Origin of the sequence: Micromonospora sp. NPDC049301 (assembly GCF_040678715.1) — a bacterium.
Lineage (GTDB): Bacteria > Actinomycetota > Actinomycetes > Mycobacteriales > Micromonosporaceae > Micromonospora.
Window position 1 is genome coordinate 558,278 of the sequence record NZ_JBFAQO010000001.1, and the last position, 25,452, is coordinate 583,729.

Annotated in this window: 25 protein-coding genes and 1 pseudogene; 18 read left to right on the forward strand and 8 right to left on the reverse strand. The window is 71.7% G+C overall.

Annotated features, from left to right (window positions below; translation table 11 throughout):
- Window positions 1-76 precede the first annotated feature (76 nt).
- The gene (locus AB0K07_RS02685) at window positions 77-814 is read right to left on the reverse strand and encodes an ABC transporter permease (RefSeq protein ID WP_363750434.1); all 738 of its coding nucleotides are present in this window, start codon (window positions 812-814) and stop codon (window positions 77-79) included.
- Between the two features lie 10 nt (window positions 815-824).
- The gene (locus tag AB0K07_RS02690) at window positions 825-1,769 is read right to left on the reverse strand and encodes an ABC transporter ATP-binding protein (RefSeq protein ID WP_363750435.1); all 945 of its coding nucleotides are present in this window, start codon (window positions 1,767-1,769) and stop codon (window positions 825-827) included.
- A gap of 240 nt (window positions 1,770-2,009) precedes the next feature.
- On the opposite strand from AB0K07_RS02690, the gene AB0K07_RS02695 reads away from it, so the two are divergent.
- Genes AB0K07_RS02695 through AB0K07_RS02710 form a run of 4 tightly spaced genes read left to right on the forward strand, consistent with a single transcriptional unit; the run spans window position 2,010 to window position 4,297 of the window.
- Entirely contained in the window at window positions 2,010-2,405 is a 396-nt protein-coding gene (locus AB0K07_RS02695) for a type VII secretion target (RefSeq protein WP_363750436.1), read from the forward strand.
- The gene (locus AB0K07_RS02700) at window positions 2,402-3,328 is read left to right on the forward strand and encodes a WXG100 family type VII secretion target (protein WP_363750438.1); all 927 of its coding nucleotides are present in this window, start codon (window positions 2,402-2,404) and stop codon (window positions 3,326-3,328) included. The genes AB0K07_RS02695 and AB0K07_RS02700 overlap by 4 nt, the downstream gene beginning before the upstream one ends.
- Window positions 3,329-3,339: 11 nt before the next feature.
- A complete protein-coding gene (locus AB0K07_RS02705; RefSeq protein ID WP_363750439.1) occupies window positions 3,340-3,687 on the forward strand; it encodes a YbaB/EbfC family nucleoid-associated protein in 348 nt (115 codons plus the stop codon).
- Between the two features lie 4 nt (window positions 3,688-3,691).
- Entirely contained in the window at window positions 3,692-4,297 is a 606-nt protein-coding gene (locus tag AB0K07_RS02710; protein WP_363750440.1) for a hypothetical protein, read from the forward strand.
- Here AB0K07_RS02710 and AB0K07_RS02715 read toward each other — a convergent pair.
- A pseudogene (locus AB0K07_RS02715) lies at window positions 4,277-6,544 on the reverse strand (AAA family ATPase); the annotation flags it as partial. The gene AB0K07_RS02710 and the pseudogene AB0K07_RS02715 sit on opposite strands and share 21 nt — an antisense overlap.
- Window positions 6,545-7,127: 583 nt before the next feature.
- Window positions 7,128-8,378: a DUF222 domain-containing protein gene (locus tag AB0K07_RS02720; protein ID WP_363750441.1), complete on the reverse strand. Its 1,251-nt coding sequence runs from the start codon at window positions 8,376-8,378 to the stop codon at window positions 7,128-7,130.
- A gap of 144 nt (window positions 8,379-8,522) precedes the next feature.
- On the opposite strand from AB0K07_RS02720, the gene AB0K07_RS02725 reads away from it, so the two are divergent.
- Genes AB0K07_RS02725 through AB0K07_RS02735 form a run of 3 tightly spaced genes read left to right on the forward strand, consistent with a single transcriptional unit; the run spans window position 8,523 to window position 11,326 of the window.
- Entirely contained in the window at window positions 8,523-9,107 is a 585-nt protein-coding gene (locus AB0K07_RS02725; RefSeq protein ID WP_363750443.1) for a winged helix-turn-helix domain-containing protein, read from the forward strand.
- 42 nt (window positions 9,108-9,149) lie between these two features.
- Window positions 9,150-10,523, forward strand: coding sequence for an MFS transporter (locus tag AB0K07_RS02730; RefSeq protein WP_363750444.1), 1,374 nt, complete (start codon window positions 9,150-9,152; stop codon window positions 10,521-10,523).
- Entirely contained in the window at window positions 10,475-11,326 is an 852-nt protein-coding gene (locus tag AB0K07_RS02735) for a menaquinone biosynthesis protein (RefSeq protein WP_363750445.1), read from the forward strand. Before AB0K07_RS02730 ends, AB0K07_RS02735 begins: the two co-directional genes overlap by 49 nt.
- 61 nt (window positions 11,327-11,387) lie before the next feature.
- Here AB0K07_RS02735 and AB0K07_RS02740 read toward each other — a convergent pair whose 3' ends face one another.
- Window positions 11,388-12,347 carry a hypothetical protein gene (locus AB0K07_RS02740; protein ID WP_363750447.1) on the reverse strand — a complete coding sequence of 320 codons (960 nt, stop codon included), beginning with the start codon at window positions 12,345-12,347 and terminating at the stop codon, window positions 11,388-11,390.
- Window positions 12,347-13,336, reverse strand: coding sequence for a hypothetical protein (locus AB0K07_RS02745; protein WP_363750448.1), 990 nt, complete (start codon window positions 13,334-13,336; stop codon window positions 12,347-12,349). The genes AB0K07_RS02740 and AB0K07_RS02745 overlap by 1 nt, the downstream gene beginning before the upstream one ends.
- Window positions 13,337-13,707: 371 nt before the next feature.
- Between AB0K07_RS02745 and paaA the strand changes: the two genes are divergently transcribed.
- From paaA to paaE, 5 genes are all read left to right on the forward strand, one after another.
- On the forward strand, window positions 13,708-14,775 hold the full coding sequence (paaA, locus tag AB0K07_RS02750; protein WP_363750449.1) for a 1,2-phenylacetyl-CoA epoxidase subunit PaaA: 1,068 nt from the start codon (window positions 13,708-13,710) through the stop codon (window positions 14,773-14,775).
- Window positions 14,772-15,059 (forward strand): 1,2-phenylacetyl-CoA epoxidase subunit PaaB, encoded by a 288-nt coding sequence (gene paaB, locus AB0K07_RS02755; RefSeq protein ID WP_363750450.1) that lies wholly within the window; start codon window positions 14,772-14,774, stop codon window positions 15,057-15,059. The genes paaA and paaB overlap by 4 nt, the downstream gene beginning before the upstream one ends.
- Window positions 15,060-15,123: 64 nt before the next feature.
- The gene (gene paaC / locus AB0K07_RS02760) at window positions 15,124-15,849 is read left to right on the forward strand and encodes a 1,2-phenylacetyl-CoA epoxidase subunit PaaC (protein WP_363750451.1); all 726 of its coding nucleotides are present in this window, start codon (window positions 15,124-15,126) and stop codon (window positions 15,847-15,849) included.
- A 65-nt stretch (window positions 15,850-15,914) separates the two neighbouring features.
- Window positions 15,915-16,361 carry a 1,2-phenylacetyl-CoA epoxidase subunit PaaD gene (paaD, locus tag AB0K07_RS02765; RefSeq protein WP_363751400.1) on the forward strand — a complete coding sequence of 149 codons (447 nt, stop codon included), beginning with the start codon at window positions 15,915-15,917 and terminating at the stop codon, window positions 16,359-16,361.
- Window positions 16,358-17,467, forward strand: coding sequence for a 1,2-phenylacetyl-CoA epoxidase subunit PaaE (gene paaE, locus AB0K07_RS02770; protein ID WP_363750452.1), 1,110 nt, complete (start codon window positions 16,358-16,360; stop codon window positions 17,465-17,467). Before paaD ends, paaE begins: the two co-directional genes overlap by 4 nt.
- Before the next feature lie 211 nt (window positions 17,468-17,678).
- Here paaE and AB0K07_RS02775 read toward each other — a convergent pair whose 3' ends face one another.
- Both AB0K07_RS02775 and AB0K07_RS02780 read right to left on the reverse strand, forming a co-directional pair.
- Window positions 17,679-18,206 carry a hypothetical protein gene (locus AB0K07_RS02775; protein WP_363750454.1) on the reverse strand — a complete coding sequence of 176 codons (528 nt, stop codon included), beginning with the start codon at window positions 18,204-18,206 and terminating at the stop codon, window positions 17,679-17,681.
- A 39-nt stretch (window positions 18,207-18,245) separates the two neighbouring features.
- Complete coding sequence (locus AB0K07_RS02780) at window positions 18,246-18,641, reverse strand: hypothetical protein (protein WP_363750455.1); 396 nt, start codon at window positions 18,639-18,641, stop codon at window positions 18,246-18,248.
- Between the two features lie 177 nt (window positions 18,642-18,818).
- Here AB0K07_RS02780 and mqnC point away from each other — a divergent pair, with 177 nt between their 5' ends.
- The 6 genes from mqnC to AB0K07_RS02810 all read left to right on the forward strand — a co-directional run bounded on the left by mqnC (window position 18,819) and on the right by AB0K07_RS02810 (window position 25,450).
- The gene (mqnC, locus tag AB0K07_RS02785) at window positions 18,819-20,009 is read left to right on the forward strand and encodes a cyclic dehypoxanthinyl futalosine synthase (RefSeq protein ID WP_363750457.1); all 1,191 of its coding nucleotides are present in this window, start codon (window positions 18,819-18,821) and stop codon (window positions 20,007-20,009) included.
- A gap of 180 nt (window positions 20,010-20,189) precedes the next feature.
- Complete coding sequence (locus AB0K07_RS02790) at window positions 20,190-21,437, forward strand: hypothetical protein (protein ID WP_363750459.1); 1,248 nt, start codon at window positions 20,190-20,192, stop codon at window positions 21,435-21,437.
- A gap of 202 nt (window positions 21,438-21,639) precedes the next feature.
- Window positions 21,640-22,911, forward strand: a complete 1,272-nt coding sequence (locus AB0K07_RS02795; RefSeq protein WP_363750461.1) for an LPXTG cell wall anchor domain-containing protein — start codon at window positions 21,640-21,642, stop codon at window positions 22,909-22,911.
- A 107-nt stretch (window positions 22,912-23,018) separates the two neighbouring features.
- Window positions 23,019-23,729 (forward strand): demethylmenaquinone methyltransferase, encoded by a 711-nt coding sequence (locus tag AB0K07_RS02800; RefSeq protein ID WP_363750463.1) that lies wholly within the window; start codon window positions 23,019-23,021, stop codon window positions 23,727-23,729.
- Between the two features lie 79 nt (window positions 23,730-23,808).
- A complete protein-coding gene (locus AB0K07_RS02805) occupies window positions 23,809-24,033 on the forward strand; it encodes a hypothetical protein (protein ID WP_363750464.1) in 225 nt (74 codons plus the stop codon).
- A gap of 139 nt (window positions 24,034-24,172) precedes the next feature.
- Entirely contained in the window at window positions 24,173-25,450 is a 1,278-nt protein-coding gene (locus AB0K07_RS02810; protein WP_363751401.1) for a geranylgeranyl reductase family protein, read from the forward strand.
- Window positions 25,451-25,452 lie beyond the last annotated feature (2 nt).

Here is a 25,452-nt window from a genome sequence, read left to right on the forward strand (position 1 = left end):
CCCGGCGGCCACGACGGCCCCCTGCCGGAATCCTGGCACCGTCCCGCCGCGTACCGGGGCGGAAACGGACGAATCGTCAGCTGAACCGGCGACCCTCGTCCCGCCGGTACGCCCAGCCGGCGAGCGTGGCGAGCAGCACCACCCAGACGCCGAGCATGACCAGCGACAGCGGTTGGACCGGGTAGTCACCGACCGCCGCCCAGATCAGCTCGACCGCACCCCGGGTGGGCAGGAACGGCGCGATCGTCTCGATGAACCCGGGGGCCTGACCGGGTGCGGAGAGCAGGCCGCCGCCGAACGCGAGCGGCAGGAAGACCACCTGCGCGACGACGATCGCCGCCTTGCTCGGCAGCGAGTAACCGATGGCGAGCCCCATCAGCGTGAACGGCACCGAGATGACGGCCACGGTGCCGGCGGCCAGGAGGAAGGCCGCCGGGCTGATCCGGGCCGCGGTCAGCGTCGCGCCGATCACCACGACCGGGATCAGCGAGAGGTACGTCAGCGCCAGACCGGCCAGCACCCGGCCGGCGAACCGGGGCGCCGGCCCGGCCGGCAGGGTCCGGGTGTACGGGTTCCAGGGTTGGTCGCGGTCCTCGGCGACGCCGACGCCGTACTGGAAGATGTTGGCGCTCATCACCGAGAAGGTGACCATCGACGCGGTGGCGAAGGTGGCGCCGGCCGGATCGTGGCCGGCGAACGGCACCACGAAGAAGATCATGGCGGCCGCCGGGAAGAAGGCGCTGCCGAAGACGGCCACCGGGATCCGGACGATCTCCAGGAGCTGGTAGCGGGCATGGACCAGGGCGAGCTGCACGGTCGGCTCCTCAGGCGGTGGTCGGTCGGCCGCCGGCAGCGGCGGTGGCGGGCTGGTCCCCGTTGCTGCGCTGGTCTGCGGTGGTGGGGTCGCTCCCGTTGGTGATGGCGAGGAACGCCTCCTCCAGCGAGGTGGGCCGGACCTCCAGGTCGGTGAAGGCGGTCCCGGTGGTGACCAGCGCCCGGACCAGCTGGTCGGCATCGGTGGTGAGCAGGTGCAGCCGGCCGTCGACCCGTTCGGTGCGGACCACGCCGGGCAGCTCGGGCAGCTCGTCGGCGACCAGGCTGACCCGGCGTACGCCGACGATGCCGCGCACCGCGTCCACCGTGTCGTCGGCGAGCACCCGACCCTGCCCGATCACCACCACCCGGCGGGCCAGCGCCTCCACCTCCTCCAGGTAGTGGCTGCTCAACAGGACCGTCCCGCCGTCGTCGTGGAACGCCCGGATCGCGTCCCAGAGGGTGTGCCGGGCGGCCACGTCCAGACCGGTGGTCGGCTCGTCGAGCAGCACCAGCCGGGGCCGGCCGACGAACGCCAGCGCCACCGCCAGCCGACGGCGCTGCCCGCCGGAGAGGCCGCCGGTCTGCCGCCGGGCGAGGTCGCCCAGGCCGAAGCGGTCGAGCAGTTCTCCCCGGGGTACCGGGTCCGGGTAGTGCGCGGACACGAAGTCGACGACCTCACCGACGCGCAGCGTGCCGGGCAGGCCGGTCTCCTGCGGAGTGACCCCGATCTGGCGCCGGGACGCCGGGTCGCGGGGGTCACCGCCGAACAGCTCGACCCGTCCCGAGCTGGGTCGGCGCAGACCGACCAGCAGGTTCATCAGGGTGCTCTTGCCGGCGCCGTTCGGACCGAGCAGGCCGACCAGCTCACCGGCCCGGACTTCCAGGTCGACGCGGTCGAGGGCGAGGACTTCGCCGTACCGGCGGCTGGCCTGGTCGGCGCGGGCGAGGGTCATGGCTGCTCCTTCGACGGGGTGGGATCGAGCAGGGCGTGTATTGCCTCGGTGTACTCCTCGAACGCAAGCCGGCCCCGCCGGCTGAGCCGGATCAGGGTGGCCGGGGTGCGTCCACGGTGAGTCTTGCAAAGTCAACACCGCCTACCTCGGCAGCTTCACCAGGGGCATCGGTACCGGCGCGGAGTGCCTATGGTGGAGAGCGTGCGACTGACCCGTCGCACAGGACACTGGGGAGGGTCCGTGGCGAGCCCAGACAGGGAGCTGGAGGTCCAGCCGGAGGCCTTGACGGCGTTCGCCGCGGCGTCCAACGACCGTGCGGCCCGTTTTCGTGAGCTGCACCGTTCCTTCGGCGACGGGCACGTCCCGCGGCACGCGTTCGGTGTGATGCCGGCGTCGTTCAGCCTCGCGGCGACGTACGCCGAGCAGTTCGAGGCGTGCCTCCAGGGGCTGGCCGACGGCGCCGAGGTGATGGCGGACATCGCCGACGGGCTCACCGACACCGCCGACGCCTACACCGGCACCGACGTGGCCAACACCGACATGTTCGTGCCCGGGCGCCCGCCCGCTCCCGACGTCATCGCGCCGGGCCCCTGGTCGCCCGGCAGCGGCGGCCCGAGCGGGCAGGGGCCGGTGTGAGCACCGAGGCGTTGCAGCGCAACAAGACCTACTTCGAGCAGATCGTGTCGGGCACGCCCGACCCGTTCAAGCCGCTCTCCAACGCGGTGCTGTGGCCCTTCGAGCAACTGCTCGAACTCGTCGCGGGCGAGCCGGACGACCTGATGCAGGCCGCCCAGCTCTGTCTGTCCACCGGTGCGGCGGTCCGTGCGATCGCCGACGAGCAGATGCAGGACCGGTCCCGGCTGCGAGGCGCCTGGACGGGCGATGCCGCCGAGAGCTTCCACGCCTCCATGGAGTCGGTGGAGGAGGCGATCGAGGAGTTGGCCCGTGGGTTGGACGGCACCAAGGAGGTGCTGGTCGACGCGGCCAACGCGGCGGTCGACGCGTTCAACCTGCTGGTCGAGCTGATCCTCGAGTTCCTGCTCTGGTTCCTCACGGAGGTGATCATCGCGGCGGTGGCGGCGGCGCTCAGCGCCGGCATCTCGCTCGCGGCGACGGTCGTCCGGGTGCTGGCCCGGCTCGCCACCACCGTCGGCCGCATGGTCAAGATCGTCGCGCGGTTCGCCGAGATCCTGATGAAGCTGGCCGCCAAGATGCAGAAGGTCGCCGAGCTGCTGATGAAGTACCGCCGGGCGGTGCTGGAGATCCGCAAGGCGAAGAAGGCGTACCGGATGTGGAACAAGTCCGGGTGGTCGGCCGAGGCCAGGGCGTTCCAGATCGAGAAGTTCAAGACGCTCTTCCCGGGCAAGTTCCTGATCAACCAGGTGTCCCCGGTGAACATCCCCGGCTTCGGCGGGGCCCTGCTGGACACCGGAGTCGGCCTGCACGACATCTCGGACGGCACCAAGGACCGCAACTACCTGGTGGACGGCACGTACCGCGAGGATCTGGGCCCCTACACCAAGGGCGTGCAGAATATCTTCGACTCCATCCTGACCTGAGAGAGACCGACATGACCTTTCCCGGTCTGGACCGCATCGAGGCCCTGGCCCGCAACCTGGACGGCTGGCAGCGCGAGTTGGCCGGCAAGATGGCCGAGATCGAGCAGAGCAACGCCGAGGGGGTGAGCGACTCTGGCCTGGTCCGGGTCACCGCCGCCGCCGACGGCACGATCGTCTCGTCGGAGCTCGACGCGCGGGCGATGCGCCTCGACTCGTACACCCTCGCCGAGGAGTTCACCGCCGCCGCCAGCCGCGCGCAGCAGGCCGCCGCCGCCCGCGTACGCGAACTGGTGGGCGAGGTGATCGGCGATGCGCCCGGCGCCGACCGGCCGGCCGGCGACCACCGGGACCGATACTGAGCCCATGGCGGACATCAGCTACCAGGAACGGCTGACCCAGCTCGTCGAGCCGGGGGAGCAGGTGCTCGCCGTCGCCAAGACGGAGATCGCCCAGGGTGTCCTGCCGCCCGACCCACCCGACGCCGAGCGTCCGCAGGCCTCCGGGGCCGGCGCCGGCATCGGCGGCGTCCTGCTCAACCTGGTCTCGCCGTTGATCTCGTTCCCGGCGGGGGACCGGATCGTCGACCGTGTCACCCACGGGGTGGCCGGCCGGGGAGCGCCCGGCTCGCTCGCCTCGACGCTGCAACATTCCCGGCGACCGGTGCCCCCGGCGACCACACTCGCCGACACGGTCCTCGCCGTCACCGACCGGCGGTTGCTGGTGTGCGCGTCCGGGCCGGTGAAGCTCTGGTCGACCCGGGCCGACGACGAGCGGGCGGTGGCCGGCACCCGGGTCGTCTGGTCGGCGCCCCGGGCCGCGGTGGCCAACGCCCGCGTGGGTTGGCACCGGCTCAACCCGAAGCGACTCCGGGTGGAGTTCACCGACGGTTCGTGGCTGGCCTTCACGGTGCCGATCGCCGAGCCCGGCAAGCCGCTGCGGGAGATCGCCTCAGCCCTCGTGAGTCGCTGACCAGGTCAGGAGCGGCGCGGGCAGCGGCTCGTGGTGCAGCACCGCGAGCCGGGACACCGCGCGGGTGAGCACCACGTACAGCCGGTGCAGCCCCCGTGGTTCGGCCGCGACGATCGCGGCCGGCTCGACCACCACCACATGGTCGTACTCCAGGCCCTTGACCAGCGTCGCGGGCACCACGGTGACCCGCTCCGCGTCGGCCACGTCGTCGGCGCTCGCGGTCGGCACGCCGGCGTCGGCCAGCGCCGCGCGCAGCCCGTCGACCGCGTCGTCGGCGGCGATCACACCCACCGAGCCGTCGTGCGCGAGCGCCGCGTGCACCTCGGCCACCGTCGCGGCGGTCAGGTCGGTCACGGTACGCACGTCCAGGCCGCCGTCGCGGCGCAGCGACTCGGCCGGGGGTACGTCCACCGCCAGCGCCGGCAGCAGCCGGTTGGCGAACGCGACCACTGCGGCGGGCACCCGGAAGCCGACCGTCAGCGGCACCACCACCGCATCCGGCTTGCCCAGGTGGGCCAGCGACTCCTTCCAGTCGGTCGCCGCCCACGGCGCCGTGCCCTGAGCGAGGTCACCGAGGAGGGTGACCGAGCCGTGCTCGCTGCGCCGGGCGATGGCCCGGCACTGCATCGGGGAGAGGTCCTGCGCCTCGTCCACCACCACGTGCCCGAACCCGGAGGGCCGCTCCAGCAGCCCGGTCGCCTCGTCGATCAGCACCGCGTCGGCGGCGGTCCAGCGGGCCGCCTTCGCCGTACGGGCCGGCTTCGCCCAGGTCAGCAGCGCCTGCTCGGAGTCGCTGAGCAACCCGTCCGCCGCGGCGGCGAGCCGCGCCGGGTCCGCCAGCAGACCGTGTACCAGCCCCTCGGGGGTGAGCGCCGGCCAGACCGCGTCCAGGAAGTCGGTCACCGGTCGGCACCGGCCCATCCGGCGCAGCCAGGCGTCGCCGGGCGACTCCGCCCGCCGCGCCTCGGCCTGCCGTTGCAGCAGACTCACCACCCGCGCCCGCACCCGCTCCCGGCCGGTGCCGTACGGCAGCCCCTCCCGGCGGGTCTCCTCGACGATCCGGTGCAGCGGCTCCAGCCCGATCCGCCACCGGAACGAGCCGTCCGACACGGTGATCGAGTCGGTCGGGGTGCCGATCTGCGCCCGCACCGCGCGGCGCAGCACGCTGGCCATCCGTACGTCGTGTTTGAGCGCGGCAACCGCCGGTGGCTCGACCGCCCGGACCGGCACCCGCGAGATCAGCTCCTCCACGGTGGCCTGCTGCACCTCGACCTCGCCGAGGGCCGGCAGCACCGCCGCGATGTACGACAGGAACGCCCGGTTCGGCCCGACGATCAGCACACCCGCCCGCCGCAACCGCTCCCGGTGCAGGTAGAGCAGGTACGCGGCCCGGTGCAGGCCGACCGCCGTCTTCCCGGTGCCCGGCGCGCCCTGCACGCAGATCGAGTCGGCCAGGTCGGCCCGAACCAGCTCGTCCTGCTCCGGCTGAATGGTGGCCACGATGTCCCGCATCGGCCCGACGCGCGGCCGCTCGATCTCCGCGGTGAGGATCCGGCTGGTCGTGCCCAGCTCCTCGCCCCGGTCCAGTCGCTCATCCTCGAAGCTGGTCAGCACCCCGTTGCTGAACCCGAACCGCCGCCGGACCGCCACCCCCTGCGGATCCCGCGCACTCGCCCGGTAGAACGACCGGGAAACCGGCGCCCGCCAGTCCAGCACCAACGGCTCGCCCAGCTCATCGGTGACATGCCGCCGCCCGACGTGATACCGCCGGCCATCATGATCTGCCGCTGCCGCTGCCGCTGCCGCTGCCGCTGCCGCTGCCGGTGTTGTCGGTGCTGGCCGCCCCGGCGGTCGTGTCCGCGCTGGTCGTGCCTTTGCTGCCGGTCGTGTCGGCGCCGGCGGTGCCGGTCGTGGTGGACACGGCGCTCGTGCTCGTGTCCGGGACCGAGGCGCCGTCGCCGGTCCCACTGTCCGTGGTTCCGGCGAAGTCGAGGCGGCCGAAGAAGAGCGGCGTCGTCGGGTCGTCGGCCAGTTCGGCCACCCGGCGGGACAGCGTGCGGCCGAGCGTCTCCGCGGCGTAGGCGTCGCCGGCCACCTGGTCCCCGGTGGCGAAGAGGGCCTCGGCCCGCTCCCGCATCCACCGAAGCGCATCCCGCGAGGTGGCCAGGTGTGCGCGCTCGGCGGCCAGATCCGTGTCGAGGTGGGTGTCCAGGTCGAGTGCGGGCATGCTGACGTCCCATCGTTCACATCTGCTGCGCGCTCGCGTGTCCGGGGGCGGATGGCCGCCCGCCCGGCGCGGGGACGTCCGTTCCGGTGCAGCTCACCTCGGCCGTCAAGCGGCCTGCAACCCTACGCCCCCACGCCCGGCTCTTCCACCGAATTACCGACGCGACCACCCGACAGAGACGGCGTGGCGACACGGCGGCATGGCCAAGGCGTACCGCGATGCGGCGTGGCGGAGGCGCGGCGCTGGGCCTGCGGGGATGAGGGTGTGGCGCCGAGCGGACGGCGCTGAGGGCGCGGCGCTGGGGGCGCGGCGCTGGGGGCGTTGGGGCTCGGCGTGGCGAAGGGCAGCGACGCGCTGCGGCGCTGGGGGTGCGGCGCTGAGGGACGGTGCGGCGTGGCGGAGGGCGGTGATGCGGCGCGGAGCCGAGGGTGCGGCGTGGCGGAGGCGCGATGCGGCCCGGCGCCGAGCGCGCGGCGTGGTGCCGGACCCTTCGCTCAGGGTGCGGTGAGGCCGCGTGGGGCTTGGCACTGACGCGTGGCGGCGTGCCGCTGCGGCGGCGTGTCAAATCTGACGCGAGTGGGGTGGAGGCCTTTCCCCTCGGCATCAGCATCGCCGGTGGTAGAGGTTGCGGCGTGGCGTGCGGAGCGGGTCGAGCCAGCGTGGTGGGAGGAAGTCAGGTAGGCCGTCCGACCCGATGCGGACCCTCCAGTCGCCCTGATGGATCAGCCGGTGGTGGTGGCCGCAGAGTAGGACGGCGTTGCCCAGCGCCGTCGCGCCACCGTCGGCCCAGTGCTGGACGTGGTGACCGTCGCACCATCGGGATGGCCGGTCGCAGCCGGGGAAGGCGCAGCCGCCGTCGCGCAGCACGAGCGCGCGGCGCAGCGGCCCGGTGAAGAGGCGCCGTTGACGCCCGACGTCCAGGACCTGACTGTTGCCGCCCAGCACGGCCGGCAGCACGGCGGCGTCGCAGGCGAGGCGACGGACAGCGCCCGGCGTGAGGCGCGCCCCGGTTTCCAGGGCACCGGCGCGCACGCCGTTGACCAACGCGTCCAGCGAAACGGTCACCACGACCTGTGGTCGGTCGCCGCCGCTGTCCGGCAGGTGACCGGTGCGCAACGCCAGCCGACAGATCTCGCCGAGCGCGTCCGCCCGGCGCTGGCCGGGGCTGCGGTCGTCGTGCGCTCCGGCCGGGGCGCACAGCGGATCGATCGCCTCGCGCAGCAGGCTCGCGGTTTCGGTGTCGAGGCTGCCGCTGAGGCGTACCTGCCCGTCCTGTTGCTCGGAGAGGGTGACGTGCCGGCGGGCCTCGGCCTGCTCGGCGGCCCGTTCGAGCGCCGCCAGCTCGGCCTGGTCGGCCAGGTCCGGCGCGACGTGGGTGAGGACGCGGTCCCCGAGACGGCTCAGGATGGTCGGGTCGAACCGGTCGGCCCACGCGATGAGCAGCTGGGTGGCCTTGTCAGCCACCTCCGGCCCCGCCTCGACCGGTAGGGCCGCGATGGTCTCTGCCAGCACCCGGCCCTGCTCGACGGTGATGGCGCCAGCGATCATGGCGTCGCACACCGCGGAGGGCGCGGCGTCGACGGTGGCAGCGAGCTGGACCAGCTGGCGGGCGGATCGGCCGGAGAGTCGGAGCCGCTCCCGCAGCCAGACGGCGGTGGACGAGGCACCCTGAGCGACCGCGAGGCCGCGAGCGTCCAGTTCGCGGACCAGCCCGAGCTGGACGGTGGCCAGCCGCTGCGCCATCCGGTGCGTCGCGTCGAGCGACGCGAGCAGCTCGTCGTCGGAGAGCGCCCACGGAGCGGCTTCGGCGCAGTCGTCGACGGCCCCGCCCGCCTGCGCCAACGCCCCCAACATGGATCGACAATAGAACAAGTGTACGACACTTTCGTCGGCCTTGATCGCTGGCGCGACCCTCCGGCGGGAGGGCCGACGACGCGGGCGCGTGCCGGGACCACGGGGGTGATGGCGGCTTGCGCCGGTGGCCGGGATCATGGGGGCATGACCGAGGCCCGTCCCGAGCCGCGCCGGATGACGATCAGTGACCCGCAGGTGATGCGGGCGCTGGCCCATCCGGCCCGGATCGCGATCATGGAGTATCTGAGCAGCCGCGAGGGCGGCGGGACCGCCACCGAGTGCGCGGAGATCGCTGGGCTGTCACCGAGCGCGACCAGTTACCACCTGCGGGCGCTGGCGAAGTTCGGCCTGGTGGAGCAGGCGCCGAGCCGGGGTGACGCCCGCGAGCGGGTGTGGCGAACGCCGAGTCCGAGTTGGATGGTCGACGCGGGCCGCGAGGCCGGGCCCGAGGCGCGCGCCGCCGAGCAGGCGCTGGTGGAGGCGCACGCGGTCCGGGCCATGGAGAGGACCCGGGACTGGTTGCGGCGCGCCGGGGACGAGCCTGCCGAGTGGTACGACGCTGTGCTGTTCAACGACACGCTGCTGCTGCTCACCGCGGAGGAGTTGGCTGAGCTGAACGAGGCGGTCGTGGCGCTGTTCCGGCCGTACCACCCTCGGCGGGGTCGGGCCGACCCGCCGCCAGGGGCGCGTGCCGTCTCGGTGCAGTACCGGGCGGTGCCGCTGGCCTAGCGGGGGTTGCGTCGAACAGGTGTGAAGGATTATTTTCGAAATATGTCCTTCACACCTGGCGAATCGCGCTGGTCGGACGTCTGGCTCGCGGCGACGGCGCGGGGCACCACGATCTGCGGTGACTTCCTCGCCGCCACCGCACTCGCGCTGGCGTTGCAGGGCACGGGCGCCGGCGGGCTCGCGGTGTCCGGGTTGCTGCTCGCGGCCACCCTGCCCCTGGTGGTGCTCGCACCACTCGCCGGCCGGCTCGCCGACCGGGTGGACAGCCGCACGTTGCTGGTGACCGTCGGGCTGGCCCAGGCCGTGATCTGTACGCTGCTCGCCCTCGTCGATCACCCGGTCCTGGTGGTCGGGCTCGTCGCACTGCTCGCCTGCGGGCTCGCGGTGACCCAGCCCTGCCTGGCGGCGCTGGTGCCGGCCATGGTCCGCCCGGGCGACCTGCCACGGGCGAGCGCGATCGGTCAGACCGCCGTCTCCCTCGGCGCGCTCGGCGGTCCGGTGCTGGCCGGGCTGCTGGTGGGGCAGTTCGGCACCCGCGTACCGCTGCTGGTCGACGCCGCGACCTACCTGGCGCTGGTGGTCGCCGGCCTGCTGCTGCGGACGCGGCGCGGTGGTCGACGGACCGCCGCCGTGGTCACCCCCGGCAATCCACGGGGTACGGGCCCGGCCTGGCGGCTGCGCCGGGACCCGCTGATGCTCGTCACGGTGGTCAGCATCGCGGTGGTGATCGCGGCGATCGGCGGCATCAACGTGATCGAGGTCTTCTTCATCCGGGAGACGCTGGGCGGCTCACCCACCACGTACGGCCTGGTCAGCGCGGCCTGGATGGCGGGGATGCTGCCCGGTGGCTGGCTCGCCGCCCGGCTCGCCCACCGGCTCGACGACGACGCTGCCCTGGTCCGTGGGGTGCTGCTCACCCTGGGCGGGTGCAGCCTGATGGTGCTGGTCGCCGCGACGGTGCCGGCGGCGGGTCTGCTGGTGCCGCTCTGGCTGGTGGGGGGCGCGGCCAACGGCGGCGAGAACGTCTTCGCCAACCTGCTCACCGCTCGCCGGGTGCCGGAGGCGATGCGGGCTCGGGCGTACGCCAGTTACGGCGCGGCGGTGCAGGGTGGCTCGATGGCCGGCTTCCTGATCGGGGGCGCGCTGCTCACCGCCGTCCCGCCCCGGCCGCTGATCGCCGCAGCAGGCCTGGCCGGGCTCCTGGTGGTGCTGACCTTCGTGCCGGTCGTCGCGCGGGTGGTACGCCGGCCGTCCCCGGCCGTCCCGGGCGGACCGCAGCGCCAGCAGTCAACGGGGGCGGATGCGGGGTTGGCCACTCCGGGCCGGCCCGCCGAGCCGGAGCCGGAGGCCAGGGATACGGTCGGGTCATGGCTGAGCGCATCGCACGTCCCCGGGTCGGGCACATCCAGTTCCTGAACTGCCTTCCGATCTACTGGGGTCTGATGCGCTCCGGAGCCCTGCTCGACGTGGACTTGCACAAGGACTCGCCGGACCGGTTGAGCGCCGCGCTGGTCGCCGGTGATCTGGACATCGGCCCGATCACGTTCGTGGAGTACCTGAAGCACGCCGACGAGCTCCTGCTCCTGCCGGACCTGGCGGTGGGCAGCGATGGGCCGGTGCTGTCGGTCAACATCGTCTCCACGAAGCCTCTCGCCGAGCTGGACGGCGCGCGGGTGGCGCTCGGCTCGACCTCGCGGACCGGGGTGCTGCTGGCACAGTTGCTGCTCGCCGAGCGGTACAACGTCCGACCCGACTATTTCCGCTGCCCGCCGGACCTGACCCAGATGCTGCTGGAGGCCGACGCCGGGGTGCTGATCGGTGACGTGGCGCTGCGGGCGCTCTACGAGGCGCCGGACCTGGGCCTCACGGTCACCGACCTCGGGCAGGCGTGGCGGGAGTGGAGCGGCCTGCCGATGGTGTTCGCGGTCTGGGCGGTCCGGCGCGACTTCGCCGCCGCCCACCCGGGCCTGGTCAAGGAGGTGCACGAGGCGTTCCTGCGCTCGCGTGACCTCTGTCTGGCCGAGTTGGACCAGGTCGCGGAGGCGGCGGCCCGGTGGGAGCCCTTCGACGCGGCGACGCTGGCCACGTACTTCCGGACCCTGGACTTCTCGCTGGGTGACCGGCAGGTCGCCGGGCTGCGGGAGTTCGCCCGGCGGGCCGCCGCGCTCGGCGAGGTACCGGCGCTGCCGGACGGCGGCCCGGAGTTCTTCGCCGGCTGAGCCGCCGAGCGGGCTGGGCTGCCGAGCGGGCTGAGCCGCCAACGCGGCCGTGGAGCGAGGGTCAGACGCCGGGGCGGAGCAGGGCCTCGGTGATCTTCTCGCAGTTTTTCATGCCGTAGTCGTAACCCATGTTGATCGGGTACTTGACCATCACGCCCATCGTCCAGGTGTCGCCGATGGCCAGGCAGTTGATGTGCATCTCCTGCTCCCTGGTCCGGTCGATCCACCCGTTCTTGATGGCGATCTGCTTCTGCTCCGCGGCCGGGAACGCCTTGCGGATGCCGAAGTCACCGGCGCCGCGCACCAGCTTCATCTCGTTGAGCAGCCACTCGGTCCACTTCGGCCCGGCGGCGGTGCCGTCGGCGATGCAGTTGCCCAGGCGGGCGGTGTCCCGAGGGGAGAGTGCCGTCCGGCTCCAGCCGCCGTCGGGTGCCACACTGCTGTCGGTCAGCTTGCACATGGAGAGCAGCCGCCGGATCGAGGCGGCGCGGCCGACCGAGTTGTAGAACTGCTCGGCTCGGGTGTTGTCGCTGTCCCGGATGATCCGCGTCGCGTCGGCGAGCTTCGCGTCGCTCGGGGTGTCGCCGGCGTCGGCCGCGCGGCGCAGGTAGTCGGCGACGATCCAGGATTTGATCATCGAAGCGGTGGTGCTGGTCTCGTCCATGTTCTGGGAACCGATGATCTTCCCGGTGCGGCGGTCGAGCACGCTCCAGGAGTACCAGCCCTCGATGTCGAGCTCGAGGTCCTGGGCCTGGAACGGCAGCGGCTCCAGGGCTGGGGTGGGGCTCGGTGCCGGAGCCGGCTGACGGGCGCTGCGGTCGGTGGGGGTGCCGGTGGACCGGTCGTTCGTCGTGCTGCCGGCGTCGCCCCACAGGGCGGCGGCATTGGACTCGAACGGCGACCCGGGCAGCAGCCGCAGCGACACCAGGACCAGCCCGATCAGGATGACCGTGATCGCGACCAGCCGTAGCGGCGACGCCTCGCCGCCGCCGCGTCGGTCGGCCCGACGGTTGCCGGCCATCAGAACTTCCCGACCGGCTGCTGCGGCACCTTCAGCGCGGCGCCGGGCTGCGGGGTGACGAGCTGAGTGGCCACGCTCGCGCAGAACTGCGCGCCGTAGTCCAGTCCATTTTTGATCGAGTAGCGCATCATCACCGCGAGGCTCCACTTGCCGTTGACGGCGAGACAGTTCACGTGCCAGTTGCCGTCGTAGTAGAGCGGGGTCCAGCCGTTCTTCATGCTGACCGGGCCCTGGGCGGTGATCGACTTCGGCAGGCCGTTGATGATCCCCCAACGGCCACCGCCGGACTTGAGTTTCTGGTCCTTGGCCGCGGTGGTGCCCTGCACCTTGCTCATCTCGCTGAGCACCCACTTGGTCCACTTCGGGCCGGCGGCCTTGCCGTCGGCGATGCAGTCGGCGAGCCGTACGGCGTCGCGCGGGGACATCCGGGTGAAGCTCCAGTAGCCCTCGTACTTCGGCACGTTGCCGCGCTTGGTGTCGGTCAGACCGCAGATGCTGATCGCGCGCTTGATCACCGGCCCCGGCTGGCCACCGGCAGGGATGGCGTACGAGCCGCCGGCGGCCTTGTAGACCTGGTTGGCCGCGTCGTCGTTGCTGTCGCGGATCGCGAGGCTGGCGGCCTTCTTCAACGCCGCGGACGGCTCCTTGTTGCCGAGTTGGCGCAGGTAGTCGGAGACGATCCACGCCTTGATCATCGATTCGGTGGAGCTGGTGGAGGTCATGTTCGGCGATCCGGAGATCTTGCCCGTCTGCCGGTCCATCAACGCCCACGAGAAGAACTCGCCCTTGAAGGCCACTGACACCGGGCCAGCGGCGAGCGTGGGCGGTGGCGGTGGGGTGGGTGCCGGCGCGGCGACGCTTCCGGCGCCGCCACCGCCGCCTCCGCTGCCGTCGTCGCCGGCGAGTCGGGCGTACGCGGTGGGGACCAGCAGGACGCCACCGAGCAGGACCGCCACGACGGCGAACACCATGATCACGCGGGATCGCATGAGTTGGGTGAGCTCCAGATGTCAGGGCCGGGGGACCGGCTTGTTGTCCGGGGCGACCGGTGCGATCGCCGAGGCCGGGGGAGGTGGCCTCTGTGGAGACGGCGAGTCTGGGCAGCCGATCGTGTGACCGGCAGAAGTCTACGTCCGGTCCGCGCGACCACCAGAGCCAGACACGTGGCAATGCGCGATAAAGGTGGGATGTCGCGACGGTATGGGGCTTCTAGGAGGATTCATTTTCGCAAAGTGAGCCAAGTCATAGCCCACGAGATCGCCGTGCGTGAGACGGAAGCGCCCATCGGTGACCGAACGTGACTCGGGTTTCCTGTTACACCCCCTGGTGCATCGAGGTGCAAGCTGTAACACTTGTCCTCATGTATGGCAATGACTTCTCCGCCCCGGACGACGCAACCGGCGGCGGCCTGCTCGGCGAGGTCGAGGCGGCCGAGGCGGAGCTGCGCGCAGCCGCCGCACGGCAACGGCGCGGCGGACCCGCGCCGGACGAGGACCTGGCGGCGTACTTCACCGCGGTGGTCGACGCGGAACAGAAGATCGAGCCGCGCGACTGGATGCCGGACGCGTACCGCAAGACGTTGATCCGGCAGATCGCCCAGCACGCCCACTCCGAGATCATCGGCATGCAGCCGGAGGGCAACTGGATCAGCCGGGCGCCCTCGCTCAAGCGCAAGGCGATCCTGCTGGCCAAGGTGCAGGACGAGGCGGGCCACGGCCTCTACCTCTACGCCGCGGCCGAGACCCTCGGCATCAGCCGCGACGAGCTGGTCCGGCTGCTGCTCGACGGGCGGCAGAAGTACAGCTCGATCTTCAACTACCCCACGCTGACCTGGGCCGACATGGGTGCGATCGGCTGGCTGGTGGACGGCGCGGCGATCGTCAACCAGGTGCCGCTGTGCCGCTGCTCCTACGGCCCGTACGCCCGGGCGATGATCCGGGTCTGCAAGGAGGAGTCGTTCCACCAGCGTCAGGGCTACGAGATCCTGCACACGCTGGCGCACGGCACCCCGGAGCAGCAGGCGATGGCCCAGGACGCGGTGGACCGCTGGTGGTACCCGTCGCTGGCCATGTTCGGCCCGCCGGACGGCGACTCCACGCACTCCGCCCAGTCGATGGCCTGGAAGATCAAGCGCTTCTCCAACGACGACCTGCGCCAGCGCTTCGTCGACATGTGCGTCCAGCAGGCGGAGTTCCTGGGGCTGCGCATCCCGGATGACGACCTGCGCTGGAACGAGGAGCGGCAGGCGTACGACTACACCCAGCCGGACTACGACGAGCTGATGCGGGTGATCTCCGGCGACGGGCCGTGCAACCGCGAGCGGATCGCCCGCCGGCGGGCCGCGCACGCCGAGGGCGCGTGGGTACGGGAGGCCGCCGCGGCGTACGCCGCCAAGCGGGCCGGACAGAGGGAGAAGGTGGCGGCGTGAGTACCGAGAACAGCCCGTTGTGGGAGGTCTTCGTGCGGGCCCGGCGCGGGCTGTCGCACACCCACGTCGGCAGCCTGCACGCCCCCGACGCCGAGCTGGCGCTGCGCAACGCCCGGGACCTCTACACCCGACGCCAGGAGGGCGTGTCGATCTGGGTGGTGCCGGCCAGCGCGATCACCGCGTCCAGTCCGGACGAGAAGGACGCCTTCTTCGACCCGGCCGCCGACAAGGTCTACCGCCACCCCACCTTCTACGAGGTGCCGGACGGGGTGGCCCACCTGTGAGCGAGCGGAGCGAGCGAACCAGCCAGCTCAGCGGCGTCACCGCCGAGCGCAGCGAGGTGACGGCGTGAACGGTCCCCTCGACTTCACCCTCGCCCTCGGCGACGACGCGCTGATCGCCGCGCAACGGCTGGCCGAGTGGACCACTCGCGCGCCGGAGATGGAAGAGGACATCGCGGTGGCCAACATCGCCCTCGACCAGCTCGGCGCGGCCCGCCTGCTGCTGTCGTACGCGGGCGAGCTGGAGGGCGCCGGCCGGGATGAGGACGCGCTGGCGTACCTGCGCGACGACCGCCAGTTCCGCAACGTGCTCCTGGTCGAGCTGCCCAACGGCGACTTCGCGGTGACCATGGCGAAGCTGTTCTTCCTGGCGGCGTACCAGCTACCGCTGTACACCGCGCTGGCTGGCTGCCCGGACGAGCGGCTGGCCGCGATCGGCGCCAAGGCGCGCAAGGAATCGGCGTACCACCTGGACCACGGCGCGTTGTGGGTGAAGCGGCTCGGCGACGGCACCGAGGAGTCGCACCGCCGGATGCAGGCGGCCGTCGACGAGGTCTGGCCGTACACCCACGAGCTGTTCGCCGCCGACCCGGTGGCCCCGGTCGACCCCGCCACCCTGCGGCCGGCGTTCGACGACACCGTCGGCGCGGTGCTGGGCGAGGCGACGCTCATCCGGCCGGAGAGCCGCTGGGCGCCGGCCGGCGGGCGGACGGGCGTGCACACCGAGCACCTGTCGTACCTGCTCGCCGAGATGCAGGTGCTGCACCGCGCCCACCCCGGGGCGAAATGGTGAGCGCGAGGAGCACGGCGCACGTTGGCCCCGCGGTTGCGACCGACCCGAGGGCGGCCGCGGCGAGCGTGGTGGACCCGGAGATCCGGGTGATCACCATCGACGAGCTGGGCATCCTGCGCGCGGTCGAGGAGGACCAAGCCAGCGGACGGGTCGTCGTCACCATCACCCCGACCTACACCGGCTGCCCGGCGATGGACGTGATCCGGGCGGACATCCGCCGCGCGCTGGCGGGCGCCGGTCACCCGGACGCCGAGGTCCGGACGGTCTACAGCCCACCGTGGAGCACCGACTGGATCTCCGAGGCCGGGCGGGCGAAGCTCGCCGCCGCCGGGATCGCCCCGCCGGCCCCGGTGCGCGCCGCCGGCGTGGTGCCGCTGACCCTCGCGGTCCGGTGCCCGCACTGCGGTTCCCCGGAAACCGAGCAGGTCAGCCGGTTCGGCTCGACCGCGTGCAAGGCGCTGTGGCGCTGCCGTTCCTGCTCCGAACCCTTCGACCACCTGAAGGCGCTGTGACAGTCACCATCACCCGGCCGGTGCGTCGCCGGCCGGTCTTCCACCCGCTGCCGGTCGCCTCCGTCGACCGGCTCACCGACGACGCCGTGGCGGTCACCTTCGCCGTACCCGAGGAGTTGCGGGAGACCTTCGCATTCCGCGCGGGTCAGCACCTCACCGTGCGCCGGGTGGCCGAGGACGGCACCGACGTGCGCCGGTCGTACTCCATCTGCTCCACCCCCGACGACCTGGCCCGGCACGGCCGGTTGCGGATCGGGGTGCGGGAGATCCCCGGCGGTGCCTTCTCGGCGTTCGCCTGCGGCGCGCTGCGCGGTGGCGACACCGTCGAGGTGCTGCCGCCGCTGGGCACCTTCACCACGGCGTTCGCGCCGGGCCGGGTGCGGCACTACGGCGCGGTCGTCGCCGGCTCCGGCATCACCCCGGTGCTCGCGCTGGTCGCGACCGCCCTGGCCGTCGAGCCGGCCAGCACCTTCACCCTGGTGTACGGCAACCGCACGGCGAACACGGTGATGTTCGCCGAGGAGCTGGCCGACCTGAAGGACCGGTATCCCACCCGCCTGCACCTGGTGCACGTGCTCTCCCGGGAGCAGGGCGAGTCACCGCTGCTCTCCGGGCGGATCGACGCCGAGCGGCTGGGCCGGTTGCTGGCCACCATCGTGCCGGGCGACGTCATCGAGGAGTGGTTCCTCTGCGGCCCGTACGGGATGGTGGTCGACGTCCGGGCCGTGCTGACCGCGCGCGGGCTGCCCGAGTCGGCGGTGCACACCGAGCTGTTCCACGTCGACGCGCCACCGGAGCCGGTGCGCCGTCCGGCGGAGCAGGCGGGCGCCGGGGCCGAGGTCACCATCGTGCTGGACGGCAGGTCGTCGAGCTTCACCATGGGCCGCGAGGAGCGGGTGCTGGACGCCGCGCTGAAGGTGCGTGGCGAGCTGCCGTACGCCTGCAAGGGCGGGGTCTGCTCCACCTGCAAGGCGAAGGTCGTCGACGGCGCGGTCACGATGGCCCGCAACTACGCGCTGGAGCCCGACGAGCTCGCCGCCGGCTACGTGCTGACCTGTCAGTCCAGCCCGACCACCGACAAGCTCACGGTCGACTACGACGCGTGAGGGCGCCGGCTGATCGGCTGCGTGGCTAGGCCACCAACGGATGTCTGAATCCTCTGCTGAGCTTGCGCGAGAGAGGTGCGACCGCAATATCCTTGTCCGGAAGCTCCGGACAGAGGTAGCCTGCAACTGCCAGGGGCAGTAGCTCCGTGGAAGTGGACCCGGCAGCCTTCCGGACGGTGGGTGAGCCGGGTCTCGCGCTTCCCGGGCCTGGTCAGACCTGTCGCGACTCCCTGACGATGCGCTGCACGGACGTCTTCCATCGACCACCCTTGGCCCAGCACCAGGCCAGTGCGTCCGGAATGGCCAGCAGGCACTCTTCGTGAGCTCTGAGTTGGTCATAACGGAGGATGCCCGACATCCCCGATCTTCTCACTTGCTCGAAGAGCAGGCGCTGGTCGGCTTTGAATGTCGAATCGTCACGCTCCAGGATGAGGCGGGCAGCGTTGATCTTTGCTGCGTGCTCGACGAGCTCGACGAGGCAGGCTTCGCGAGCCAACCTGGGGTTGCGGTGCCCCCTCGCATCGAAGATCACGGCGTGGGCGGACAGCGTGACGACAGCAGCGATTATCTGTCGGCGCCTGTCGTCCTTCTCCTTGTGGAAGTGGATACGGCGCTGGCCGGGCAGGATCAGGTCGCGAATGGTCCGGCGGGCAGCGGCCACGTCCGCCGGCAGCACGACCGCAGCCGCGACGAGAAGCCCTCGCTCCTTCGTCTCGTCCACGAAGACGTGCGCATTCATGGATCGTGAATCCTTCCTGTGGCGGCCAACCGGCTCGGTTCAGGCGTTGACGATGTCCCGGATTCGATCCAGCCTCTGCTGGGGCGTCAGGGCTACCAGGTTCTTGCTGCCGATGACATCGAGCTCTGCTCGAACGTCGCAGTCGTCAGGCTGGAGCACAGCGTCGATCACCCGGGCCCGGGGCCCACCGTCCCGAACGTAGATCCACACCTTCTGCCACTGGCGGGGCTCGGTGTTGAGCTCGGCATCGAGCCGTTCCGGAGGGAAGAAGCCGAGGCCGCTCGCCCTGAGCCTGTCGGCGATCTCCACCAGGACCCAGCGGCCCAGCTTCCGATAACCCAACTCGTCCCGCAACTGGCCGAGGTTTGCTTCCGTTAGTCCGCCGTCGGCCCGGCATCGGGCGGCAATGCCCGGAGCGGTGTCCATTTCGCTCATTCGCGCCTCCTTCAAGCCGCAGCCTCGAACAAGATGTTCGCGCTCGGTAGAAGGTGATGTCAAGCAATCTGATCCTATTTTATTTTGATCTTGGAAATATGCTGGCGGTCCAGTGCCGGATCACATCAGCATCCCCGGCCCTGCGAGGTGAACCGGGGCCGACGTAGGCTCGATGGCGTGACGGTGAGCCGGGAGATCGACGACATCCTGCAGCGCGGCGCGGACGGTGGGCGGATCACGCCCGAGGAGGCCCTGCTGCTCTACACCGAGGCGCCCTTCCACGCGCTGGGCGAGGCGGCGGACGCGGTGCGCCGGCGGCGCTACCCCGACAACGTCGTCACGTACCTGATCGACCGCAACATCAACTACACCAACGTCTGCGTGACGGCGTGCAAGTTCTGCGCGTTCTACCGTGCGCCGAAGCACGCCGAGGGTTGGACGCACCCGACCGAGGAGATCCTGCGCCGCTGCGGCGAGGCCGTCGAGCTGGGCGCGACCCAGGTGATGCTCCAGGGCGGGCACCACCCGGACTACGGCGTCGAGTACTACGAGGAGCTGTTCGCCTCGGTCAAGCAGGCGTACCCGCAGCTGGTCATCCACTCCATCGGGCCGAGCGAGATCCTGCACATGGCCAAGGTCTCCGGGGTGAGCCTGGACGAGGCCATCGCCCGGATCAAGGCCGCCGGCCTGGACTCGATCGCCGGCGCCGGTGCGGAGATGCTGCCCGAGCGGCCACGTAGGGCCATCGCGCCGCTCAAGGAGTCGGGTGAGCGCTGGCTGGAGGTCATGGAGCTGGCGCACCGGCAGGGCATCGAGTCGACCGCCACCATGATGATGGGCACCGGCGAGACGCACGCCGAGCGGATCGAGCACCTGCGCATGATCCGCGACGTGCAGGACCGCACCCGTGGCTTCCGGTCCTTCATTCCCTGGACGTACCAGCCGGAGAACAACCACCTCAAGGGCCGCACCCAGGCGACCACGCTGGAGTACCTGCGACTGGTCGCGGTGGCCCGGCTCTTCTTCGAGACCGTGCCGCACCTGCAGGCGTCCTGGCTGACCACCGGCAAGGACGTCGGGCAGCTCGCGCTGCACATGGGCGTGGACGACCTCGGCTCGATCATGCTGGAGGAGAACGTCATCTCCTCGGCCGGCGCGCGGCACCGTTCCAACCTCCACGAGCTGATCGGCATGATCCGCTCGGCGGACCGGATCCCCGCGCAGCGGGACACCCTCTACAACCGGCTCGCCGTGCACCACACGCCGGCCGACGACCCGACCGACGACCGGGTGGTGTCGCACTTCTCCTCGATCGCACTGCCCGGCGGCGGTGCCGGCCGGTCCCTGCCACTGGTCGACGTCAACTGACCCTCGTCGAAGCCCCGGCCGTTCGGCTGACCGTGGCTCATGCTCCCGCCCGGCCGCCTCGGCGGTACGGGTGGTCCCGGCCGATTCGGTGGCAGGCTATCCCGTGCGGGGTGGTGGAGATGATCGTCGGCGGTTAGCGTGCCGCCGTATCCTTCTCCACTCCTCACGGGGGCCGCATCCATGAATGTCCGTCACCGCCCGTTGGCGCGGCTCGGTGCCGCCGCGCTGCTCGCCTCCGGCGTGTTCGCCGCGCTCCCGGCGCCGGCGAGCGCCGCGCCCGCCGGCGCGGACCTCTCCATCGAGGCGATCGTCGGCACCAAGGTTGCCGAGGGCGCCCGGTACAAGAGCGCGTACGCCAAGGTGTCGAACAACGGCCCGGGTACGCCGACCTCGCTCGTGGTCAAGGCGGACACCTCGCAGATCGACTTCGACGAGGTGGCCGTGTTCCCGGCCGGCGGTGACTGCAGCGGCGAGGGCAGCACCAAGCCCGAGCTGTGGACCTGCGTCATCCCGCAGGAGGAGATTCCCGGGCCGGGCGAGACGGTCGAGCTCCCGATCGTGCTCATCAAGCGGTCGGCGAATGTGGATGAGCCGTACACCGGGCCGATCACGATGACCATCGAGTCGCCGGACGACACCACGCCGGACAACAACTCGGCCGATGCGCAGATCGTGATCAGCAAGGAGAGCGGCGTCGACCTGCGGGTGCTGGCGGCGGACGTCACCAAGCGGCTGACCGAGGACTTCGATCCCGACGAGGTGACCGAGGCGCCGCTGCTGTACCCGGGCGAGAGCACCGTGCTCTACGGCGAGGTGGCCAACAGCGGTGACGCGGTGGCGGACGGCTTGAGCCTCACGGTCAGCCTGCCGGCAGGCGTTACCTTCGACGGCACCTTCGAGGGCTGCGAGCACGACGCGGCGAACCGGACGGCGGTTTGCCGGGCCGAGGAGATCCAGCTCCAGACCGAGGGCGACGGCATCGGCTTCGTCTTCCCGATCGTGGTGGGTGCCGACGTCACGGCGCCGGTCGTACTCAAGCCGGGCTCGGTGACCGCGAGCGCCCTGCGGACACTGCCGGCCAGCGCCAAGGGCCTGCGCAAGCCTGGCACCGCAAAGCTGCCGGAGGTCATGAAGGTCGCCCCGGCCGCCACGCTGACGGTGGACGACGTGGACCCGAGCGACAACGTCGACGACTTCGCGGTGATCGTGGCAGCCAAGCCGAACGGCGGCGGCGGCGGTAACCCCGGCGATGGCACCCCGGGCGGTGGCGGCGGCACTGACGGAGGTCTGCCGGTGACCGGCCCGCAGGCCGGCCTGATTGGTGGAATCGGGGTGGCGGTGCTGGTCGCGGGTGGTGTGATGTTCGTGATCTCCCGTCGGCGCCGGGTGATCCTGGTGGCGCCGGCCGACGAGCGGCCGACCGCCTGACGGCAGTCCTCCATCGGCCCGCGCGGGCCGTTCACATAACGCACGGCGGTACGGGCGGGATGGGTGACCATTCCGCCCGTACCGTCTGCTCACTCCAGGCCGGACGGATGAAAGCGGCCCCGCCCGCTGGCGCGGGAGATCGACCTCCGATAACGTCCGCTCGTTCCGCAACCATTCTTTCTTCCCTACCCCCGGGGGACCGATGACAGCGTTCCACCGCTCGGCACTGGCCCGCACCGGCGTCGTGGCCCTGCTCGCGGCCGGTGGCCTGGCCACCGTGGCCGCACCGGCCCAGGCCGCCGACACCGCCGAGATATCCCTCATCCCGATCAGCACGAACCTCGCCAAGGGCGTCGATGAGGCGCGGGCGAAGCCCTTCAAGTTCACGGTCACCAACTCCGGTCCGGCGGACGCGAAGAACGTCGTCGTCGCCGTGCGCATCAAGGAACTGAAGCCGAAGCGAGTCGGGTTCGTCGTCCCGGACGGCTGCGTGCCGCACGGCGACGTCTACATGTGTCTCCTCGGCGACCTGCCCGCCGGCACCAGCGAAGACTTCGGCGTTCCGCTGTTCAGCACGGGCGGCCGCGGAGACGGCGGGGTGCTGACCGTGAGCGTCGGCAGCGAGACCCCGGAGAAGATCGTCGAGGACGACACGGTCGAGGTTCCGATCACGGTGACCCGGCCCGGCTACGACCTGACCGCGTGGGTGCAGGATGTCCAGGCCAACGTCGTGGTCAACGGCGCGGTGATCGACGAGCCCGATTTGAAGCCGGTTCCCCGCGGGGAGACGGTGCCGCTCGACTGGGCCGTGTACAACGACGGGAGCCGCAAGGCGACCGGCATCTTCTACGGCCTGACCGTGCCGGCCGGCGTCACCTTCGTGCAGAAGCCGGAGGGCTGTCTCGAGCAGGAGATCGCGGGCAAGGCCCAACTGCTCTGCGAGGACTCCGGTGCGGTCGTCAAGCCGGGGCAGTTCTACACCGCTGACGTCAGGGTGAAGGTTGGCGAGGACGTGACCGAGCCGGTGCTGCACGAGGGTGACCTCTTCGCGTACGGCCTCGACCGCACCGAGGGGCAGCCGGAGGAGCAGCCGCAGGTGGCTTCCCAGGCGCAGCGGAAGACCTTCACCGAGGCCGACGAGCTGGACAATCACACGACCTTCGAGGCATTCGTGGACCTTTCCACGCAGCCCACCCCGACGCCCACGCCGACTCTGACCCCGACCCCCACGCCCACGGTGACGGCGACGCCGACCCCGGGCGGCACGACGACGCCGGGCGGCACGACGACCCCGGGCGCGACCACGTCACCGGCCCCGGGTGGCGGCGGCGGGCTGCCGGTGACCGGTGTGCAGGCCGGGCTGATCGGCGGCATCGGCGGCATGATCCTGCTCGCGGGTGGGGCGCTGCTGGTGCTCTCGCGCCGGCGCAAGGTCGTCCTGGTCACGCCGGGCGACGAGAAGTCGACCGACTGAGGTAGGGCACGACGCGAGGGCGGGGTGGGCGACCACCCCGCCCTTTCGCGTGCCGGCCCGCGCCACCCAGCGACCACCGGTCGGGGCGCGGCTGGCAGAGTGGAGGGGTGAGCCGTACCCCGCAGGGCCAGCGCGCCAGCCTGGACAAGCAGCCGCACGAGGTCGCCGCGATGTTCGACGGCGTGGCCGAGCGATACGACCTGACCAACACCGTGCTCTCCTTCGGCCAGGACCGCTCCTGGCGTCGGTCCACCCGGGCGGCGCTCGGGCTGCGGCCGGGCGAGCGGGTGCTGGACGTCGGCGCGGGCACCGGTGTCTCGACCCAGGAGCTGGCCCAGTCGGGGGCGTACGCGGTCGGTGCGGACCTGTCCCTGGGCATGTTGCACGCCGGCAAGCGGGTCCGGCCCGAGGTGCCGCTGCTGGCCGGGGACGCGTTGCGGCTGCCGTTCGCCGACGCCAGCTTCGACGCGGTGACCATCTCGTTCGCGCTGCGCAACGTCAACGACACCGACGCGGCCCTGCGCGAGCTGGCCCGGGTGACCCGGCCCGGCGGGCGGCTGGTGGTCTGCGAGTTCAGCACCCCGGTCAACCCCGCCTTCCGGACGGTCTACCTGTCGTACCTGATGCGGTCGCTGCCGGCGGTGGCCCGCGCGGTGTCCAGCAACCCCGAGGCGTACGTCTACCTCGCCGAGTCGATCCGCGCCTGGCCGGACCAGGCGGCGCTGGCCGGGCGGGTGGCCGCGGCCGGCTGGGGCCGGGTGGCGTGGCGCAACCTGACCGGCGGCGTGGTCGCCCTGCACCGGGGAATCCGCGAGTAGCCCAGCCCTGACCGCTGGACAATCCTCCGGTTTCGTGAATATCGGCCTTTAGACCACTTTGCGCCGTACGCTCGTCCGCATGACCCGAGCAGAGCCGGCGGACCCGGTGGCCGCCACCGACGACGACGCGGCCGAACTCATCGCGCAGTTGCGCGCGCTGGCGGGTGCCGACCCGGCGGAGGTCCGGCAGGTCGTCGCCGAGGTGTTGGCCGCACTGGACCGCGCGGCGGGTGGCGCCCTGCGCGAGCACCTGCCGGAGACCATCCGGGTCGATGCGGGCCTGGACGCGCCCAGCCCGGCCTGACACCTGCCTGCTGTGGACGGTCGTCGACTGTCACATCGGCGAGTTAGGTACCCCTGATCCTGGGCAGGTATGACGCCGGTCATACACTCGTCCCGTCTGGCTTGTGAAGCATTTCACGAGCGTGCGGGAGGAGGCGCGGATGACCGCGGTGGAGCACGATGCCGATGTCATCGTCGTGGGCGCCGGTCCCGGTGGATCGGCGACGGCTTACCACCTGGCGCGGCACGGCGTACGGGTGCTGCTGCTGGAGAAGACCGAGTTCCCCCGGGAGAAGGTCTGCGGCGATGGGTTGACCCCGCGCGCGGTGCGCCAGCTGGTCCGGATGGGTGTGGACACCTCGCCCGAGGCCGGCTGGCTGCACAACCGGGGCCTGCGGGTGATCGGCGGCGGGGTACGCCTGGAACTGGACTGGCCGGAGCTGGCCAGCTTCCCCAACTACGGGCTGGTACGCACCCGGCTGGACTTCGACGACCTGCTCGCCCAGCGGGCGGTGGCCGCCGGCGCCAAGCTGCGGACCAACGTCAACGTGCTGGGCCCGGTGCTCGACGGCGACGGCCGGGTGACCGGCGTCGAGGCGGAGGTGGGCCCGGGCAAGGAGCCCGCCACCTTCCACGCTCCGCTGGTCGTGGCGGCGGACGGCGTCTCCGGCCGGTTCCCGCTCGCTCTCGGGCTGGCCAAGCGGGAGGACCGGCCGATCGGCGTGGCCGTCCGCCGCTACTACCGCTCCCCGGTCAAGCACGACGACAACTACCTGGAGTCCTGGCTGGAGCTGCGCAGCAGGGACAGCGGTGACAACCTGCTGCCCGGGTACGGCTGGATCTTCGGCCTCGGTGACGGGCGGGTCAACGTCGGCCTCGGCGTGCTCAACTCGTCCTCCGCGTTCGGCAAGACCAACTACCGCCGGCTGCTCACCGACTGGTTGGCCAACACCCCGGAGGACTGGGGAATGACCGACGAGGCCAACGCCGACGGCCCGATCCTCGGCGCCGCGCTGCCGATGGGCTTCAACCGGGTGCCGCACTACACCCGTGGCGTGATGCTGGTCGGCGACTCCGGCGGCATGGTCAACCCGTTCAACGGGGAGGGCATCGCCTACGCCATGGAGTCCGGCGAGCTGGCCGCGGAGGTCGCGGTGCAGGCCCTCGCGCGGCCGGCCGGCCCGGAGCGGGAGCGGGCGCTGATGGCGTACCCGAACGAGCTGAAGGCCCGGCTCGGTGGCTACTACCGGCTGGGCGGCATCTTCGTGAAACTGATCGGCCGTCCGGAAATCATGCGGATCGCCACCAAGCACGGGATGCCGCACCCGACGCTGATGCGCTTCGTGCTCAAGCTGTTGGCCAACCTGACCGACCCCCGTGGCGGAGACGCGATGGACCGGGTCATCAACGCGATGACGAAGGCAGCGCCAGCCGTATAGAT